This window comes from Desulfoluna sp. CLI2B, assembly GCF_056847375.1.
Genome location: NZ_CP186557.1, coordinates 743,852 through 761,531 on the forward strand (window position 1 = coordinate 743,852; position 17,680 = coordinate 761,531).

Here is a 17,680-nt window from a genome sequence, read left to right on the forward strand (position 1 = left end):
TGATGTGCTGATTCTTGTCGTTGATGACATCCGGAACCTTATCCCTCGAGCGTGGTCATATGCGATGATACATTTTTTCATAGGAACGAAGGCGCAATTTATCAAGGTGGCACCGGTTATCAGGGCGGTCAGTCAAAAAAGCATGGCATACCGCTTGATAGATTCAGGGCAGCATTCCAAGACAACGGCCGACTTGATGGCTCTGTTCCATTTGCGACAGCCCGACGCGGTCATGAATTCAAGGTCAGAGAATATCGACAGGGTTCGGGATGCAATGGCTTGGTTTGCAAAGGACACCCTGAAACTGGTCTGCCAACCCGGGAGACTGTTCAATCACCTCTTCAACGGCAAGGGGGGCGTCTGTGTCGTTCACGGCGATACCCTGACCACTCTTTTATCCATTTTGTGCGCGAAACGCTGTGGCCTCAAGGTCGTCCATATTGAGTCCGGCCTCCGGAGCTATGATTGGCTCAACCCGTTTCCCGAGGAGATGATTCGCCTTCTGTCCATGAAATTGTCGGATTACCTGATCGCACCCTCTGCCAAAGCATATGGGAATTTATGTGATCTGGGGTACCGCTCGAAGTCTGTCTTGATCGCAGGGAATACAGGAAAAGATGCTGCACTGGAGATGCTGAGGCAGGTATCGAGAGCCCCTCAACCGGTATCGAAGCTGCAAAATAGATACACTCTTGTTACCATACATCGTGCAGAGAATATCTACCATCAGCGACGCTTGAAGGCTTTATATCAAGCCGTTCTGGCAGCTGCCGACAAGGGGCCTCTTATTTTTGTGCTTCATGATCCCACCGTCATTCAATTGAAGAAGTATGGCATGCTGGAGGCGATATCGAATCATGAGAATATCACGTGCTTGCCTTTGCAACCTTATGATAAATTTATTGAATTGATGGTCAACGCGGATTGCGTCATGACAGATGGCGGAAGCATACAGGAGGAGTGCTCCTATTTCAATATTCCCTGCATCATTCTCCGGTCATCCACCGAGCGTGACGATGGCCTTGGAAAGAATGCGTTCTTGGCCAAGTATGACATCCAGCGGATTCAAGATCAGTTGAATAAAAAATGTGGAAAAAAATCCGAACCACGTTCCATGGGGCCGGTCCACGGCACGTCCCGGCGAATTGCCGATTTTATCATATCCTGTGAAAGCCGGATCTGATTCAGTGGGCCTTGGGCGATGGATGTGCGGAATGTATACCGACAAAGCGGTGTGAAGGCCCGGGCTTGGTGAACCCGCATGGGGGACTGTCCCGGTCAGACTTTCCAATCCGTCTGCCGTGAGGCCTTACGGTTACCTACAGGATGCTTTCAAAAAGATCTCGATACCCAGTCAGCATGCGGCGGAGTGTAAAATGTGATTCAATTTTGCTGCGATTGTACTCTCCCATTTCTTTCCTTAATTGTGGCGAATCTGCCAGAATGCCGAGCTTTTCCGCAAAATCATCCGTGTCCCCCGGGGTGCACAGGAAACCGCCTTTCCCGTGATCGACCAGCTCAGGAAGTGCCGAGCAGTTGGTCGCAACAACGGGAAGTCCGCACGCCATGGCTTCTGCGACTGCTAAGCCAAAGCCCTCGCGTACCGTCGGCATCAAAAGGATATCCATGACGTTGTACAGGTGTGGCATATCGTCGTGCCTGAATCTGCCAACGGAGGTGATGCCTTCGAGGTTCCTTGGGATATCCATCAGGCCGGACGTTGCATGGAAGGCCAGGTTTCCGGTGCATTTGTTCCGTATTTCAGGCAGCCAGTGGGCCCCTTTTTGGCGTTTGAGGTTGCCGGAGAAAAGGATATTTATTTTATTTGTTGTGTTATTTTTTGAAATGGGCCTGAATGTTGTCTCATCAATGCCGTTGTAAATGACATGAACAGGCTTGGAAAGCTTGTGGTTTTTTAGGATAAGTGAGGCCGTGTGCTTGCTTACTGCCGTAATGGTCCGGGCCTGTTTTATCGCAAGATGTGTGAACAACTTGAGCGTGGTAGAGTAGTGTACGTTTTGCAATACGGAGTTGTAGTGCGCGGTGGCACTGTCCAGGGAGTACCCGTGAAATGTGATGACAAGGGGCTTGTCTTTGGACACGAAAAAGGGAGCATAGTCAGGTGTTGTGTGAATGAGGTTTGTTTTTTGAGGTATGTGAATCGTTTTCAGTAAAAAAGGAAAAAGGGTCAAATATGGAGAATACCCCTTGACCTTGTATCTGGGAAGGTGGCGTTCAATGTGTTTATGGAGAATGTATGCCCCGTTTCCATCTGCCATTGGCGAGATAATGTTCACTCTTTTCCTGCCTGGTTTCCTGATTGTTTAATGCGCGGTACGATTTGGTTTTTAGCAATAATGGGTATGGAAAATTAACTGCTTTCTTCAACAGTGAATATTTCCGGCGTCTTTTGGATTCTGAAATCCTGTTTGAGGCGTTCGTGGCACTGGTTACGGTCCGAGCTGATGCCTTGTGACCCCATATTCGAAACGATGGTATTGCTGTAGACGACGGGCTCTTTGGCCAGTAATACGGCGTAGAACAGTTTATAGTCCATGGAAATTGAAAATGAGGTATCAAAGGTTCCGTATTTCCAGAAGATATCTTCGGTGTACGAAGGCCCCCTGATGGGGGATCGTGTTGCGAAGTTTATACCAGAAGGGAATGCGTATGGGGCGGGCAATATGGCTCCCGTTCCTTGAAACGAAATTGATGGCGTAAGCATAGACTTTGCTGGTTTCGCGGGTCATGTCGTTAAAAACGCCTTGAAGGGTATTGGCATCGGCGAGTTCGTCATCTGCGTGGATAAAGACAATATACTCCCCCGTGGAGATGTGAACCCCCTTGTTCATTGCATCGGCAACTCCATGGTCATCTTCCGATACATAACGCAATGGGTATGACCCCGAGTGATGGGTGAGGATGGATAGCGTTTGATCCTTGGAACCTCCGTCGACGACAATGTGTTCATAGTTTTTGAAGGTCTGCTTTTTGATTGAACGGATCGTTTTATCAATTGTCCTGTCGGCGTTGTACGAAGCTGTGATGATTGAAAAAAATGGTTTATGGGTCATGGTTTGCGGGTGTCTCATGATGGCTTAGGTATCGTTTTCATAAAGACAGGTTATACACTAGTGGTTGCATGTCTATTTTGAAATTGTTCTGAAAATGGTGTTGTTTCGATAAGTATTAAAGATGGATACGTTCCTTTCACGGCTGTTTGGTTGGCCGTGAACGCTTACGAGATTCCCAATCTTGCAATGGGTTAATCAAACGTTAATCGTAGCAGCCGTTCCAACAGGCGGGTGTTGGATTGCATGAAGTCGTCGTAAAAATTTTTACCTGCTTGGGGAGATGCTTTTTGGCGGTTGGCAAAATACACTTCAATTTCCTCTGCGGCACGCTTCACATCGAAGGTTAATTGAAGCAGGACATCTTCTGGAATTTCTGTGGAATACGCTGTTTCGTTTCTTATAACAGCCGTTTTTTGCGCCAGGCGGATGGATTTGATCAGCGCCCCCTCTATGGGGGCAGACCAAAGAGAGGGAACCAGCACAAGGGGACAACCGGTGACGGCTTCCCGTAATCCGGATTCCCAGCGAAAGTCTTTGAAAGTGCAATTGGGGAGAGCGTTGGTGACCCATTCCGGTTTTTCAAAAGGAAAAAGAAAACGTCTTTCCGTCAAAACCTCAGCCAATTCCAACGCCCAGGAAAACCCCTTTGCATCAAGAGGTGGGGCGTGAAAAACGATGTGGTATTTGTGGGGCGTTGCCGCTGGGGCGGGGGCCTCTTCGAGACACCAGTCCGCGGCCCAGATGCCACCGATTTTAACTGTGGCTTTTTCACCGAAATGTTTTTTTGCAAGCTCTGCCTGTTGCTTGTTTTGAGCAATAAATCGAACTTTTACCCTTGTGCTAAGCTCTTTGAGAGAGCTGATAAATTCCATCGCCCCCTCTGTGCTCCCGAAATCTGTTGAGCAGCGATTATTCAGGGCATGGGTGAGATCACCTCCGATACACTTTGTGCAGGCGCTCTCCATATGGGCCATGTAGTTATAGGAACGGACACAAAAAAAAGATGAATCCATCAGGTACAACCACACGGGCTTTTTAGAATTTTTGATAAACTCGATGGACCATTCATATCCCAGCGTCTGCGGGTGAATAAGTAAAGACGTATCCTTCATGGGTAGTTTTGCCGTGACGGTTCGGAACCGTGCTTCGCTCCAGAAAGCTGTTATGATCGTCTTCAGGGCAAGCACAAGCTGTTTTTGTGAAAACAATTTTCTGACGGGCCTGCCCTGTCCACGATAAAGCAGTCTTGCCGAATGTCCTCCGGTCTTGTTTTTTTGACTAATTTCCGAGGCAAGTTGTGTCATGACTCTGCCTACACCGGTGGGGCCGGGCATTAAGCCACCAATAATTGTGAGTCTATGTCTCATATCAAATCGAATTCCCACGTGAAGTTTTTTCGTGCAGCATAATTCGTAGTCCATCTTCCAGCGATACTTTCGGGTGCCATCCGGGGAGAGGTGTTCCGCCATCCCAAGGGTGCATGATCTCCCTCGCTCGATACGGTCTTCCGCCCCATATTACCGGAATTTTTGTTCTGGAAATCGATTCATAAACGGATACGGCTTCTTTAAGTGTCAGCGCCCTGCCTGATGAAATCCGATAACGCTCATTGCAGGGAAAGCGGCGGTGCATCAACTGTTCTGATGCGATGACATAGGCCTCGACGCAATCCCCGACAAAAACAAAATCAATCTTCTGCCCTCCCGGAGACAAAGGCAGGGGCTTTTGCTCCTTGGATGCGACGGAAAGCTGGTCAAAGAGCTTTCCTCTTGTATCTCCGGGGCCATAGGTGTCGTACAGTACAAGGGTAACAGCCTTGAGGTAAGATGTTTCCACGGCATGCCGGACGATCATTTCAAAGGCCTGTTTTGTTGCCGCATAAAGGCAGACGGGATTATACTCCTCGTTGCCATAATGCTGCCAGTAGGTTCCGGTGTTAACCAGGCAATACACTCGGTTTTTAACCATTGCTTCGATTAACTGGGTACCCAGCAAAATGTTTGAATGTATCAAGGGAATGATATCATCGGGTGTGTGTATTGCAATGGAGCAGGCGGCAAGGTGGAAAACCACATGGGGTTTTACTATACCCAGGATTCGGATAAGGCAATCTGTGGTTCCGTCATAAAGATGGGTGGATACATTTTCCTCCAGCTTGATGGATTCCGGAAGCAAGGACGTTTCCCTGATCAGGAGATGCACTTCCCATCCTCTGGAAAGAAGTCCTTTTGCGAGGTGGGAACCGACAAAACCGGTTCCCCCGGTCACAAACGCCTTTTTTTTGCACCTGCTTTCAGCGGTGAAATCGTTCAAATCAGTACCGTCCGCAAAAATCGTCCACACAGTTTATCATGAATTCGATCTGCGTATCATCCAGGCCAGGATAAACTCCGACCCAGAATGTCCGCTCCGTAATCAGATCAGAATTGTGTAAGGTGCCGGAAACCCTGAACCCTTCTCTTTTGCTGCGCAATTCATCGAAGCAGGGATGACGGAGCAGGTTCCCCGCAAACAGCATTCGAGTCTGAACGCCGCACTCTTCCAGGTGCTGGACAATGGCATCTCTGTTAAAGGGCGCCTCCTCACGTATTGTCAGGAGAAATCCGAACCAGCTTGGATCAGTATTTGGTGCTTTTTCCGGTAGATGGAAGAATTTTTTCTGTTTATCCAGGCCATTGAACAGTTTGTCCCAATTCTTTTTTCTGGCCCTGATAAATCCAGGAAGCTTTTTCAACTGCGCGCAACCGATAGCAGCTTGCATTTCCGTAACCTTGAGGTTGTAACCGAAGTGGGAATAGACATATTTATGATCATATCCCCTGGGCAGCAGGCCGAACTGTCGGTCGAACCGATGTTTGCATGTATTGTCCTGGCCTGAGTCGCACCAGCAATCCCGGCCCCAGTCCCGGAACGACTTTATCAGTTTGAACAGTTTTGTATCATTGGTATAAACTGCTCCTCCTTCGCCCATGGTCATATGATGGGGGGGATAGAAACTCGACGTCGCGAGATGGCCGAATGTTCCCGTGTATCTCCAGGCGCCTTCGGATAGAATCTTTGAACCCAGCGCATCGCAATTGTCCTCAATCAGCCAAAGTTCGTTTTTCTCACAGAATTGTCTGACACGTTCTGCATCGAAGGGGTTCCCCAGGGTATGAGCAATCATAACGGCTTTTGTTTTTTCCGACAGCGCCCCTCCCAGCAGAGCGCAATCAATATTGTACTGGGGCAATTCGATGTCCACAAAGACAGGAACAGCCCCGAACTGCAGTATCGGGGAAACCGTGGTGGGAAATCCAGCAGCCAGGGTGATCACTTCATCCCCCGGGCGAATACACTTTTTACCCAGGGTCGGTGAGGTCAGGGCCATGAAGGCCAAGAGGTTGGCTGATGACCCCGAATTTACCAGCGCACAATGCCGCACACCGATAAATTCAGTAAATTCCTTTTCGAACCGTTTTACGAAACGGCCGGAGGTGAGCCAGAAATCGAGACAGGATTCGGTGAGAGACCGGATCTCCTCTTCATCGAAAACTCTTCCGCCGTAGGGGATTCGGTCTCCCGGCGTAAATTCCCTTTTCGTGTCAAGAACCCTTCGAAAATATTCGCTAACCGCATCCAGGGCTCCCTGGCGCAACACATGCTCCTCACTCATGACCTTAGTGTCCCTCTTCCTGATATTGTGCTATCTGTCTTTGGCTGAAGGCCAGCATGTCCTCGCCCCGTTCGCGGGCCTTTGCCCATGCGACAACCTTTTCAAGGGCGATATCAATATGCCAGTACGGATTGAATCCCAACCGTTCTCTGGCTTTTGAACAATCCAGTTTCAGAAGGCCGGCCTCATGGGGATGGTTGCCATCCATCAGGGCATATCCCTCGGGAGCCCCCCAGGTTATGCAAAGTTTTTTTACCACACTTAAGACCGTTCTTGTGTCCTCCTCTGCAGGGCCGAAGTTCCAGGCCCCTGAAAATTGTGGACCCGACAGGTAAAGTTTTTCTGCCAGCATCAGATAACCCCTCAGGGGTTCCAGCACATGTTGCCACGGGCGGACCGCCTGGGGGAATCGCAATAAAATGGTCTCTTTTTTTAACATGGCCCTTATGCAGTCGGGAACGAGACGGTCTGTCGCCCAATCTCCACCGCCGATTACATTGCCTGCTCTTGCGGTTGCCAGAGCCACTCCGTGGGTATTGTATCGGTCGGGATGAAAAAAGGAGGATCGAAATGCTCTTGTCACCAGTTCGGAACAGGCCTTGCTGTTGGAGTAGGGGTCATGCCCCCCGAGTGTCTTATTTTCATGATAGCCTTTAAGCGTTTCTATGTTTTCATAGCACTTATCGGAGGTGACATTGATGACCGCTTTTACACCTGGGGTTTTTCTGACGGCTTCGAGCAGGTTAACCGTGCCCATCACATTGGTATCATAGGTTTCGACGGGAGCGTCATAAGACTCTCTTACCAGGGATTGCGCGGCCATGTGAATGATGATTTCCGGCCTTGTCTGTGCCACGACATCTGACAGCCGGTGCAGATCACGAACATCCGCCGTGACAGACTCAACCAGACGGTGAATACCGCAGCTTTCGAAGAGGTTGGGCTGGCTGGGGGGAGCCAGTGCATACCCCGTAACCCTGGCACCCAGAGTATGCAGCCAGATACATAGCCAGGACCCCTTGAAGCCGGTGTGGCCCGTGATCAACACTCTTTTTCCCTGCCAGAATGTTTCTTGGAGCATAGGTATCACCACACCTTCCAGGGCGCGTTGCCGGCATCCCAGAGATCCATCAGTCTCTTTTTATCCCGCAGGGTATCCATGGGCTGCCAGAAATCGTTATGGAAATAGGCTTCCAGTTGTCCGGCCCGGGCTAGTTGCTCCAGCGGCTCTTTTTCCCATGATGTACTGTCTCCCTGAATGTAATCAATCACCGCGGGCTCCAAAATGAAGAAGCCACCGTTAATCCGGGATTCACTGCTTTGGGGCTTTTCTGAAAAATTGGTGATCCGGTTTCCGGCAACTTCCAATGCACCGAACCGGGCAGGGGGCATGACAGCGGTCATGGTGGCCTTACGCCCATGGTTCCGGTGAAATGCGAGGGTCTCCGTGATGTCGATGTTACCCACCCCGTCCCCGTATGTTAGACAGAATGTTTCGTCTCCAAGGTATTTGGCCACCCTTTTCAGGCGGCCCCCGGTCATGGTTCCATTTCCGGTATCCACAAGGGTCACACGCCATGGCTCTACGTTTTTCTGTATGACTTCCATTTCGTTGTTCGCCATGTTGAATGTGACATCGGACATGTGGAGAAAATAATTGGCAAAATATTCCTTGATGACATATCCCTTGTATCCTAAGCAAATGATAAAATCATTGATCCCGTGGGCCGAGTAGATTTTCATGATGTGCCAGAGAATCGGCCGTCCGCCGATTTTCACCATGGGTTTGGGTTTGACTTCTGTCTCTTCGCTTAGCCTGGTACCGTAACCACCTGCAAGTATGACGGCTTTCATTCCGTGCATCCCTTTATTTCGTCTAAAGTGTCGTCTGTATCTGATGGCCTGTGTGTGACATCATCAATATCATCCACTTAATCTTTTAAAAATACCGTTAAATCGTTTCGTCCAGCATACGGATGGTTTCCGGGCCCCCGGGCGGGCCGATAAGCCGCGCGAAAATCATTCATCAGTGTTTCATTTGTTTGAATTACCTTTGAAAAATTGAAGCTTTGTTTCCCCTCAGGCAGTGGTGCATAGTATTTGTCATTGCCGGAGGCCCCGCAGTGAACGCCGCTTCCGTCGAAACCGATATTCTCCACCAGGGAACGGGTGGGATAAACACAGAAGGCATGTTCCCGAAAATGGGTGTAGCACCACCGGATGGCCCATGAATCAATGCGCCCTTCCATCTGCAGTTGCAACATATGGGTCAAATCCTCCCCCCCTGAGTGAAATTGCTTAATCTGTTCCCTGTCCGCAATAAAGGTTTTGAAATCATTCACCTGCCAGTCCGCTTTTGCCCATCTGTCGGCCCAGGTTCCCCAGCCCCATGAATGCGCACGGGGGTTGAAGTAGACGTCATATGGATAATCGGCAGCTATTTTCATGGTCTGTGGGGGCAGATTGTACCCGGAAACCGAAAATACTTCCGGGGTGTCACGGTAAAAAGAGAGGGCTTCATTCATATATGAAAGAAACGAAGGCGCGGTCACAAGGTCGTCTTCCAGAACGATCACCCGGCCGGATTCTCTTGCGACTTCGGTGACTCCCTGGATGATCGAAGAGGCCAACCCCATGTTTTTTTCCCTATGGTGAATGACAATACTTTCAAAGCCGTCAACGGTTGAAATATAATTCCGTACCTCCTGGACACTTTTGTCCATGGAATGATCCCTGGGCCCATCGGAAAAAATAATCAGGGGTGTGGCCCCGGCCAGTTCGTTATTGCGAAGTGCCTCCACCGTTCGGCGCGTGTGTTCAGGCCTGTTGTATGTAAACAGGGCAACCGGTGCTGCTTTCATGATCGGTTAATATCCTCATTACTTTGAGAAAGGTGTCCCCCAATGACGGTAGGCTGCCGCCATGGCACACCGCAACAATTCACTCTGGCGTTCAAGGTTTGACTGCATCAACTATAAGGGAGGTATACGCAAGAGTCCTGTTCCGATTTCTTTCGTCATACCTGGAGGATCTTTTTACAAAACCGGATTCACGCTTCCAATCAACAAAATGAAATTTGGCTTTCTCATCAAACCATTCAAGAAGCTGCACCTGAAAACCAACCTTTTCGAGGATCCCCGTCAAGGTTTTATAATTGTAAAGTGCTTTGTGATCGGATGATCCTACTCCCCATCCGCCTGGCCTGACCTGGTTTATATACTCTTCGTCAGGGTGAAACCCGTCAGGAACCGCAATCCTTATGTGCCCACCTTTTGACAAGTGGGCCTTGCAGTTATTTAATGCCATCGTCAACTGTTTTATGTTTAAATGTTCGAACACATGCTCAGCCAGAAAAACCTCCACAGAATCCTTTGGAAAATAGTTGTTGATTTGTTTTGGATTAGTGATATCCAACTCCGGATAATCCGTTGCGATCCAACCGGGATACCGCGTTGTGTTGGCTCCGATAATGACCCGGTAGCCGCAAGATGCTTTTTTTGAAATTTTTTTTATCCGCATGGATAATAACATCGCCCTCAATTTGGTAACAGGATATCTCAAATTGATTAAAACCGTTTTGCAGGCAACCCTCATCAAATTTAGAGGAAGCCATTTCAATGGAGAGGTCAGCAGGACAAACGATGCTGTATATAGAGGATGCATTATCGTCTTTATCGAAAATACTGATCTCAAGAAACAAGCATAGTTGCCTGAATAATCAAGGCCCTGTCGCCCGGTGTCGTGGAGCATGGGGACCAAAGATACCGAGGGGGATGTGATGAGGGCGTATCCTTTTCTATGTGCCCTCATGGTGAATTCATAATCCGACCAATAATGGGGGAGAATGATCGGGTGAGATTTCTACTTCTCTTAACCCTTCCACCGCAGGAAAGCCCCCTGGTAGACAGGCAGTTTATTTTTTCCGGTGCGGAAGCGATATCAAAGGTGAATTTTTTGGTGTTCACATGGATACCGGTTTCAAAGGAGGGGGCTCCGGGGGTTGATTGGGATTGTGCTAAAAGGATGCTTCGTTCATTGCCGTGCAGAAGGGATATTCCCTTTTCAAGAAAGTCCGGTTCAATGTGGACATCGTCATTGATGATCAGGACGGTGTCATCCCCTGGGATATTCTTTTTTTTAAGCCATTCAAACCCCTTTTGCAGGCATCCGGCCCACCACCAACTTCCAGATCCGGTGATTACAGTCAACTTTTTGATTCGTTCGCTAACCATTTCTTTCGTGCCATCGGTGGAGCCATCATCCACCAATATTAAGTGAAAATCATTACAGCTTTGGTCAAGCAAAGATTCTACAAATCCCATGGTGATCTTCCTGCGATTGTGAACCGGAAGGATTATATAAACCATTATTTAAGGTTTCTCCAAAATAAACAAATGGTTGTCGCCATAACCAAAGGCATCGAAAAGGCGAGTTATCATATGGTTAATTTTCGTTATGTGGGTGAGAGCGAGAAGGGCACGCCAATATCTTTTCTTTGGGATGGGACCGCAGTTCGGAGACCAGAAAGCGGAGGCAACAGTGTATTTCGGATAAAATAAAAGATGATGCCATTGAAAGCTCAGCCAATGGGAATTTGTTATTGATTTCACCTTCAGAATTTCAAGGCCCGCCTTGAGTGCGGTCATCCCCATGGATTCTTTGGAAAAGAATTGCTGATGGTAAGGTGTATGCCAGTTGATCCATCGCTGTGAGAAGATTCTCGCTCCCCAACCCTGACTGTTTGGAACGGTGATAATGATTTGCCCCTTGGGTTTCAATATCCTCGCGGCCCTCCTCAACGTCTCGATGGGATCCGTCATATGCTCCATCACCTGATCCATGGTGATATAGTCGAAAAAGTTAGGCTCATAAATGGTCGGGTCAAACACACCGACATGAACCCGGAAACCTTGTTTCTCTGCCACGCGGCGAATGTTTTCATCAGCCTCAACCCCGTATACACCACATCCCCTTGAGGCGTGATACCCCAGGGATTCTCCAAAACCACACCCGATGTCGAGAATGCGAACATCCTTGGGAACCCAGCGAAAGGCCGAAGCATACTCACCGTTGAGCCAGCAATCCCTCTTTTTTTTCTCAATATGGGGGCAATACTCATCGGCGTCTAACGCCGATCGGGGATAATAGTCGGTGTACAGGCGTGCCAGTTGATCCGGGGAGAAGGAGTTTTCTAGGAAAGCGTGTCCGCAAATGCGGCAGCGCCTTAGTTTGAATTTGCCGGGATAACCGTATCGATCGTCCCATAAATTAAAGGATGGGACAGAATGTGAGGATTTGCATATCGGGCATTTCATAAGGCGTTTCTCAGGGTGTGGTGGGGACCTTTGACAAGTGTTAGCGTATTGTGACGGCCCATCATAACCACGCGATAATTACGATTAAACTGGAACAGTTTGCAAGCCAAAGGGTGTAGAAAAGAGGGGAGTCGTTTTCGGTGTTTGAAATAGGAGCGAAGGAGGCGGTCTTCTTCGAGGCTCGGATATCCTTGTTCACTTATCTCATTAAAATACGCCTGGATGTTTTCACTCTTCTGACCAGCAACCTTTCTAAAACAGCTGATGTGTGCGTTTAATGAGTAAAGGTGCGTGAGCTTGGAAAATTCAATCCATAAGAAATAGTCACCTGCAAGGGAAAGGCTTTCATCTACTCCTCCGGATTCATGCCAGAGATTCGACAACCAGAACACACTGTCTTGTTGGATGAAATGAAGAACGGGCCCATACAGTCCTTTAGAAATTAGTTGGCGGCTATAAAGATTGCACTTGCCGGATGCATATAAAGTGGACGCTTCATCTAAATAAGAGGTTATGCCCTTGAGCCAGCGAATTTGAGAAAATTTTGAAAAGGTTTTGGAGACTGTATCAAAAGCCCCGTTCCGATAAACATCGTCTGAATTAATCCATGCATAAATATCGCCTGTTGCCTTAGCGAAGCCTTTATTGATGGCTTCATACATGCCCGAATCTTTCCCAGATAAGAATTTGATAGTCACTTGTCGGCAAAAAATAGGCCTGTCACACGTCAAAAGTGAATGCTGGTATGCTTTTACAATATCTGGGGTGCGGTCCGTTGAACAAGCATCAACCACAATATACTCTATCTCGAAGTCACCTTTCTGGCTGATGACACTTTCTATGGTTTCACCGATATATTTCTGACTGTTGTATGAGGGTGTTACGATGCTGAATTTCACAGCTGCACTCGCTTTTTTGATATCCGGATCGTTCTCGGAAAAAAAATGCTTTATTCCAAGTTCGGTAAGCCGATACGTTATTTCCCGAGAATGATAAATTTACCGATATTATGTTATCAAACAAGTGTGGTTCCTACTTTAAAATCTCAGAACGTTTTGTTTTGGACGACACTGGCATACCACAGTTCCAAAACAGTTATTTTATATAAAAGAAACAAATCGGGTCCGAATGTGTCGGCTCTCTTGAGAAGTCTATCCAGTGTACATGTAGACGTTACATGGTTGGAGATAAGGTAACCGCTTTTTACATAATCATAATAAGTTTTTACAATTTGTGTCATCCATTCATTAACAGGTGGTTGAAATCCCTGTTTCGGTCTGTGAAGCACCTCGGTCGGAAGAATATCTTTTACAGCGGTTTTTAAGAGAGCTTTATGCCGGTATTCGACCTCTTCGTGTGTGTTCATGATGCCGATCACCGTCTCAATCAAGCGATGATTGAGAAACGGGCAACGCGCTTCCACCGAAGAGTCCATGCTGACTCTGTCCCCCAGGGAAAGACAGTTTGAAACGAGCCATGTTTCAAATAGCGCCTTGCATACCGCCATATTGATTTCGTGTGGTTCTTTTAACCCCTTCAACTTATCTGAAAACTGGCGGAAAGGATTTCGATGGGGGATCTGTCTCGCAAAATCAGGGGTATAGAAATTGGCAAGCGCCCCTATGGCATGCTGAAAATCCGGAACGAGGTTGCTCAGGACCAATTGATCCGGCCTGTGAACCGCAATTTCGGCCAGCCTTTTTCCCTTGGAAACGAGGTCCCGAAATGGTTTCGGAGCTGTTTGAGAATAATTTAACCGCCGATAAAAACGGGTAAAGGCAATGCGTTCAAGTATCGGGGAAATTGCTTTTAAAAATTGTGAATCATACTCTGCGGCGGGCATTTTTTTTCTCGTCATATCCGCTGCCCTTATCATCCATTCATAGCCCCAGAAAAGCTCATCTCCTCCAATACCGGACAACATCACTTTGATTCCGTGGTCCGAAGCAAGTTCCATGACTGCATAGTGGCCATAGGCAGCAATATCTCCGATTGGATCATCCATAATCGTTACCAGTTCAGGGAAACGATCTACAAAATGACTCGTCTTAAGTTCTATATCAAAGAAAGGAATCCCGTTTTCTATTGCCAGTTTGGCTGCGTCGCTCCTCTCATCGTAGGGCGGCCTGCCCGGATACCCAACACTGAAAGCGCTCAGGGGGGCGTTGCTCATCGAGGCCGCAAGGGTCGCAATAATTCCGGAATCGATACCGCCACTAAGCGCAACCCCCACGGGTACGTCTGAACGTAAGGTCAGCTCCATGGAACGTTCAAGCTGCTGGCGAACCAGCTGCGCAGGGTTTCCATATACTGGCCTGGCGTCAGTAAGGCACCAATATCGCTCTGGTTTGATGGCCCATTGATCACATCGAATCACGAGAAAATGGGCGGCGGGCAGTTTATGTATTCCTTCTAAGGCAGTTTCAGGTTCGGGGACATATTGGTTGTGGAGATACGCGTCCATAGCCGCAGGGGAAATACGGGGCGTAGATGGGAGCAGATGGAGCAGTGATTTTAATTCGGACGAAAAAACGAACTGTTTGTTGTCTGACCAGTAATAAAGTGGTTTCTCACCGGTCCGGTCACGGGCCAGAAACAGTTCTTTTTTATTTTTATCCCAGATAGCGAAAGAAAACATCCCTACCAATTTATTGAGGCAGGAGCTTCCCCACTGGGCATAGGCTTCCAGGAGGACTTCGGTGTCACTTTGGCTTTTAAAGACGCAGCCCAACTGAACCAGTTCCCGTTTCAGTTCAATGAAATTATATATTTCTCCATTGCATGAGATCCAGTACCTGCCGCAGTGGGAAGGCATCGGTTGATGCCCTTTGCTGCTCAGGTCAATTATGGACAGACGGACGTGTCCTAGTTGAATCTGTTCATCACTGTATATCCCACGGTCATCGGGCCCCCGGTGATGAAGGCTGTCCAGTGCTGTTTCCAGTGACTGGCCTCCGACGGGAGGATACGACAATGCTCCGATTATACCGCACATGGCTAAGTCCTTAACATCGTAACGCAACTGAAATTATATTTTTGTGAGAAAGTAACGCTTTCTGCCATTATCCGCATCGGTCGAAACTCTTGCCATACTTGAGGCGGCACCAATAAAGGCTTCTGATTGGCGACGTAATACTACGATATTTTTACTGGTTGTTCGTATGTAAGAAAAAATATTTTCTTTCCTCGAAGGGACAATATTGACAGTGGTAAGGGTGAGAATCATGACTTCAAATCATCTGGATGGTTGGTTGAGAGTCTCTCTTTACGGAAATTGTTGTTTCGAGTGAAAACGTTTCCAATTCCTTACTGTGGAAAACCAAGTGATGGAGGGCTCTGCCGTCGAAACTCAATGAATCCTCAAAGTGCAAAATCTCATCAGCCCACTTTGCTGTTACCTCGAACGTCATGCTGTTTACAGTTCCAACGGCTTTATAGGCATTCAGGTCGAATTTTACTCCTGAATGAAGATGAAATGCGACACGCCCCCTTTTTTTGAGTGTGCCATGATCGGTAATAATGATTTTTTCTACGGAGTCCGATATGATATGCCTTTGGTATGAACTCATGTATTCTTTCCAGACCTCTGCGAGGTCGAGAGTTAGCTCAACTTGCTGTTCGTTTCCAGAGCCTTTGGGGCAGACCCTTTTTTCGGGTAGATTTTGATCCGGATAACTACCATTTGGAAGATATGGCGTAATAACATTATGCATTCTGGAGCATTTTGCCAGCAATGCTCTGGGGTCGTCATATTGCAGCATACCTCTGTCTACGAAAACGTCTGTTCCATCGGCTTCGACTGTGAACGCTCCTTTATCATAATGGGCGTGGCTGCTTGGGTTTGGTTTCGAACCTGAAAATAGAATCCGGAGAGAATGTGTTCCAGATTTCCTGGCGCTGACGGCAAACCCACTCTTTGGCATGATGTTGAATGTCGAAACGATCGGCTTGGAAACCTTTATCTTGTCTGGTCCGTACACGAACCCAATGAGGCCGCCGCTGTTTATGAGACTACCTGTAACATTGTAAATGCTTCTGTTTTGGATGCATTGATGCAGGATGTCGTTACAAATAGACCCGGGGAACAAGCCAGCCAGTACGGGAACGATATCGCCACAGAAATTTTCAGTTCTGCAGTCTCCGTCAACCGAACCTTTTCCCGGTTCGAAACTGGATAGTGTCGAAAGGTAATTGTCTGCTTTTTTAAAGTATCGGTTTACTACTCTGTGAGTGCTTTTCCCTCTGCTCCTGGCATAAGCGACCAGGGCCGGGAGCACGGCTTGAGCGGTCATACAAAAATAACCGATTCCCTCATCCACGCCTCCATCACGCATAATATAACGTTTAAGGATCTTGTTCATGGTACCAAATTTAGCATTCACATATCTTCCCATGTGAGGCCATGCGTTCTCAAGGTACAATCCACCCAGAATTCCAGCTCGGCAAAACCATGCTCCCTGATTGATTCGGTGCATATAATCGTGTTTCATCATATCCCTATCAATTATGGCGAGCCCTTTGTCCCATATACATTGTCGGACGAGATCCTTGGCCCTGTCTGTAAGAGCAAATGCGTACCAGTCGGCCAAAAGGACGACGCTGGTCGTGGTCATCTCTTCCATGAAGCAGCGAGTGCTCCATGTTGATCCTGTAAGTTTCTGTTCTGCAGATTGAACCCAATTTTCGGTATGAAGCATGCTCATTAAATATCTAAGTGCATGTTGCATCATCTGCTTGTCATCGTTGATTATTCCAACAAATCCTAGGACAAGTGCTTCAAAATGATAGGGGGTCCTGTCATTTTCGCTTTCCCGAATATAGCGCCGATCGTCTGTGGGTAAAAATGCAGTCAGGTCCGCTTCGGGGTGGCGGTTCATATATATCGTTGCCTTTTCTTCCAAATATCGATAATGATCACTCCACCCTGGATATAGGCGTTTTTCTCTTAATTTTTCTAAATCAGTTTCGTTAAATAATAAGCCTACTTGAAAATGAATATCTTCCCAGTTATCGAGGGATTTTATTAAGCCTGTCCAGCTCGAATCGTATTTTTGTATGGATGTTTGCAACTGTTTAACTAAAGAACTATTCTGCAATCCGAACCAACTCAACGACAGCATTTGTTCAAATTCATATTTCGTACTGATAATCATATATATCGCACAAATGTGACCTTTTGGGGCTGGAATGCAAATTTCCAATCGTGACCCTGTTCCCCAGAACACCTCGTCATGTTTATAAATTTTCCCGTCAACTTCAAACTCAAACCGGATAGAAGTTTCAGGTATCATAGAGAGGCAAAACAGCATTTTGTCATATTGCGGATAAGACAAATCTGTTTCAAGGCGAAGACTGGCAGCGTCTCCCACCGAAGGACAGCTTTCCCATAAAAGGTTCGTCCAACACCAGAAATGCTGCAAGGAGCATCGTTGTGCGTTTATTGAAGAAAATGATACGGGTAGGTCCTTGGCGATGGTGGGGGTTGTGGGAGGGGGACCAATTCTTCCCATGTCGAAGTCAGTGGAAATAAAGTTTGTGTCCAAGGACCCTTTTCGGACACGAGGGCAGGAACTTTTGGGCCCCGATTTATGATCCTTAAATATCCGAGGATTATATTTTGAATTGTTATGGGGAGA

At 47.6% G+C, this 17,680-nt stretch carries 15 protein-coding genes; 1 reads left to right on the plus strand and 14 read right to left on the minus strand.

Translation table 11 applies throughout. The features are described from left to right. Positions 1 to 4 precede the first annotated feature (4 nt). The gene (locus ACOYW2_RS03680; RefSeq protein ID WP_482769430.1) at positions 5 to 1,183 is read left to right on the plus strand and encodes a UDP-N-acetylglucosamine 2-epimerase; all 1,179 of its coding nucleotides are present in this window, start codon (positions 5 to 7) and stop codon (positions 1,181 to 1,183) included. Between the two features lie 136 nt (positions 1,184 to 1,319). On the opposite strand, the gene ACOYW2_RS03685 is transcribed toward ACOYW2_RS03680, so the two are convergent. From ACOYW2_RS03685 to ACOYW2_RS03750, 14 genes are all read right to left on the minus strand, one after another. After that, entirely contained in the window at positions 1,320 to 2,297 is a 978-nt protein-coding gene (locus tag ACOYW2_RS03685) for a glycosyltransferase family 4 protein (protein ID WP_482769431.1), read from the minus strand. 279 nt (positions 2,298 to 2,576) lie between these two features. After that, entirely contained in the window at positions 2,577 to 3,074 is a 498-nt protein-coding gene (locus ACOYW2_RS03690) for a glycosyltransferase (protein WP_482769432.1), read from the minus strand. 191 nt (positions 3,075 to 3,265) lie between these two features. Next, the gene (locus ACOYW2_RS03695) at positions 3,266 to 4,378 is read right to left on the minus strand and encodes a hypothetical protein (RefSeq protein WP_482769433.1); all 1,113 of its coding nucleotides are present in this window, start codon (positions 4,376 to 4,378) and stop codon (positions 3,266 to 3,268) included. Positions 4,379 to 4,442: 64 nt separating this feature from the next. Continuing rightward, positions 4,443 to 5,387, minus strand: coding sequence for an NAD-dependent epimerase/dehydratase family protein (locus ACOYW2_RS03700; RefSeq protein WP_482769434.1), 945 nt, complete (start codon positions 5,385 to 5,387; stop codon positions 4,443 to 4,445). A 1-nt stretch (position 5,388) separates the two neighbouring features. Beyond that, positions 5,389 to 6,729 (minus strand): lipopolysaccharide biosynthesis protein RfbH, encoded by a 1,341-nt coding sequence (gene rfbH / locus ACOYW2_RS03705; RefSeq protein WP_482769435.1) that lies wholly within the window; start codon positions 6,727 to 6,729, stop codon positions 5,389 to 5,391. A gap of 4 nt (positions 6,730 to 6,733) precedes the next feature. Continuing rightward, the gene (gene rfbG / locus ACOYW2_RS03710; protein ID WP_482769436.1) at positions 6,734 to 7,810 is read right to left on the minus strand and encodes a CDP-glucose 4,6-dehydratase; all 1,077 of its coding nucleotides are present in this window, start codon (positions 7,808 to 7,810) and stop codon (positions 6,734 to 6,736) included. A 5-nt stretch (positions 7,811 to 7,815) separates the two neighbouring features. Next, complete coding sequence (rfbF, locus tag ACOYW2_RS03715; RefSeq protein ID WP_482769437.1) at positions 7,816 to 8,583, minus strand: glucose-1-phosphate cytidylyltransferase; 768 nt, start codon at positions 8,581 to 8,583, stop codon at positions 7,816 to 7,818. Positions 8,584 to 8,660: 77 nt separating this feature from the next. Then, positions 8,661 to 9,590 (minus strand): glycosyltransferase, encoded by a 930-nt coding sequence (locus tag ACOYW2_RS03720; RefSeq protein WP_482769438.1) that lies wholly within the window; start codon positions 9,588 to 9,590, stop codon positions 8,661 to 8,663. 91 nt (positions 9,591 to 9,681) lie between these two features. After that, entirely contained in the window at positions 9,682 to 10,539 is an 858-nt protein-coding gene (locus ACOYW2_RS03725; RefSeq protein WP_482769439.1) for a class I SAM-dependent methyltransferase, read from the minus strand. Continuing rightward, complete coding sequence (locus ACOYW2_RS03730) at positions 10,536 to 11,096, minus strand: glycosyltransferase family 2 protein (protein ID WP_482769440.1); 561 nt, start codon at positions 11,094 to 11,096, stop codon at positions 10,536 to 10,538. Before ACOYW2_RS03730 ends, ACOYW2_RS03725 begins: the two co-directional genes overlap by 4 nt. Before the next feature lie 3 nt (positions 11,097 to 11,099). Further along, positions 11,100 to 12,044, minus strand: a complete 945-nt coding sequence (locus ACOYW2_RS03735) for a class I SAM-dependent methyltransferase (RefSeq protein ID WP_482769441.1) — start codon at positions 12,042 to 12,044, stop codon at positions 11,100 to 11,102. Continuing rightward, a complete protein-coding gene (locus tag ACOYW2_RS03740; protein ID WP_482769442.1) occupies positions 12,041 to 12,943 on the minus strand; it encodes a glycosyltransferase in 903 nt (300 codons plus the stop codon). The genes ACOYW2_RS03735 and ACOYW2_RS03740 overlap by 4 nt, the downstream gene beginning before the upstream one ends. 146 nt (positions 12,944 to 13,089) lie before the next feature. After that, a complete protein-coding gene (gene asnB / locus ACOYW2_RS03745) occupies positions 13,090 to 15,039 on the minus strand; it encodes an asparagine synthase (glutamine-hydrolyzing) (RefSeq protein WP_482769443.1) in 1,950 nt (649 codons plus the stop codon). A gap of 235 nt (positions 15,040 to 15,274) precedes the next feature. Further along, the gene (locus ACOYW2_RS03750; RefSeq protein ID WP_482769444.1) at positions 15,275 to 17,413 is read right to left on the minus strand and encodes a heparinase II/III domain-containing protein; all 2,139 of its coding nucleotides are present in this window, start codon (positions 17,411 to 17,413) and stop codon (positions 15,275 to 15,277) included. Between the last annotated feature and the right edge of the window lie 267 nt (positions 17,414 to 17,680).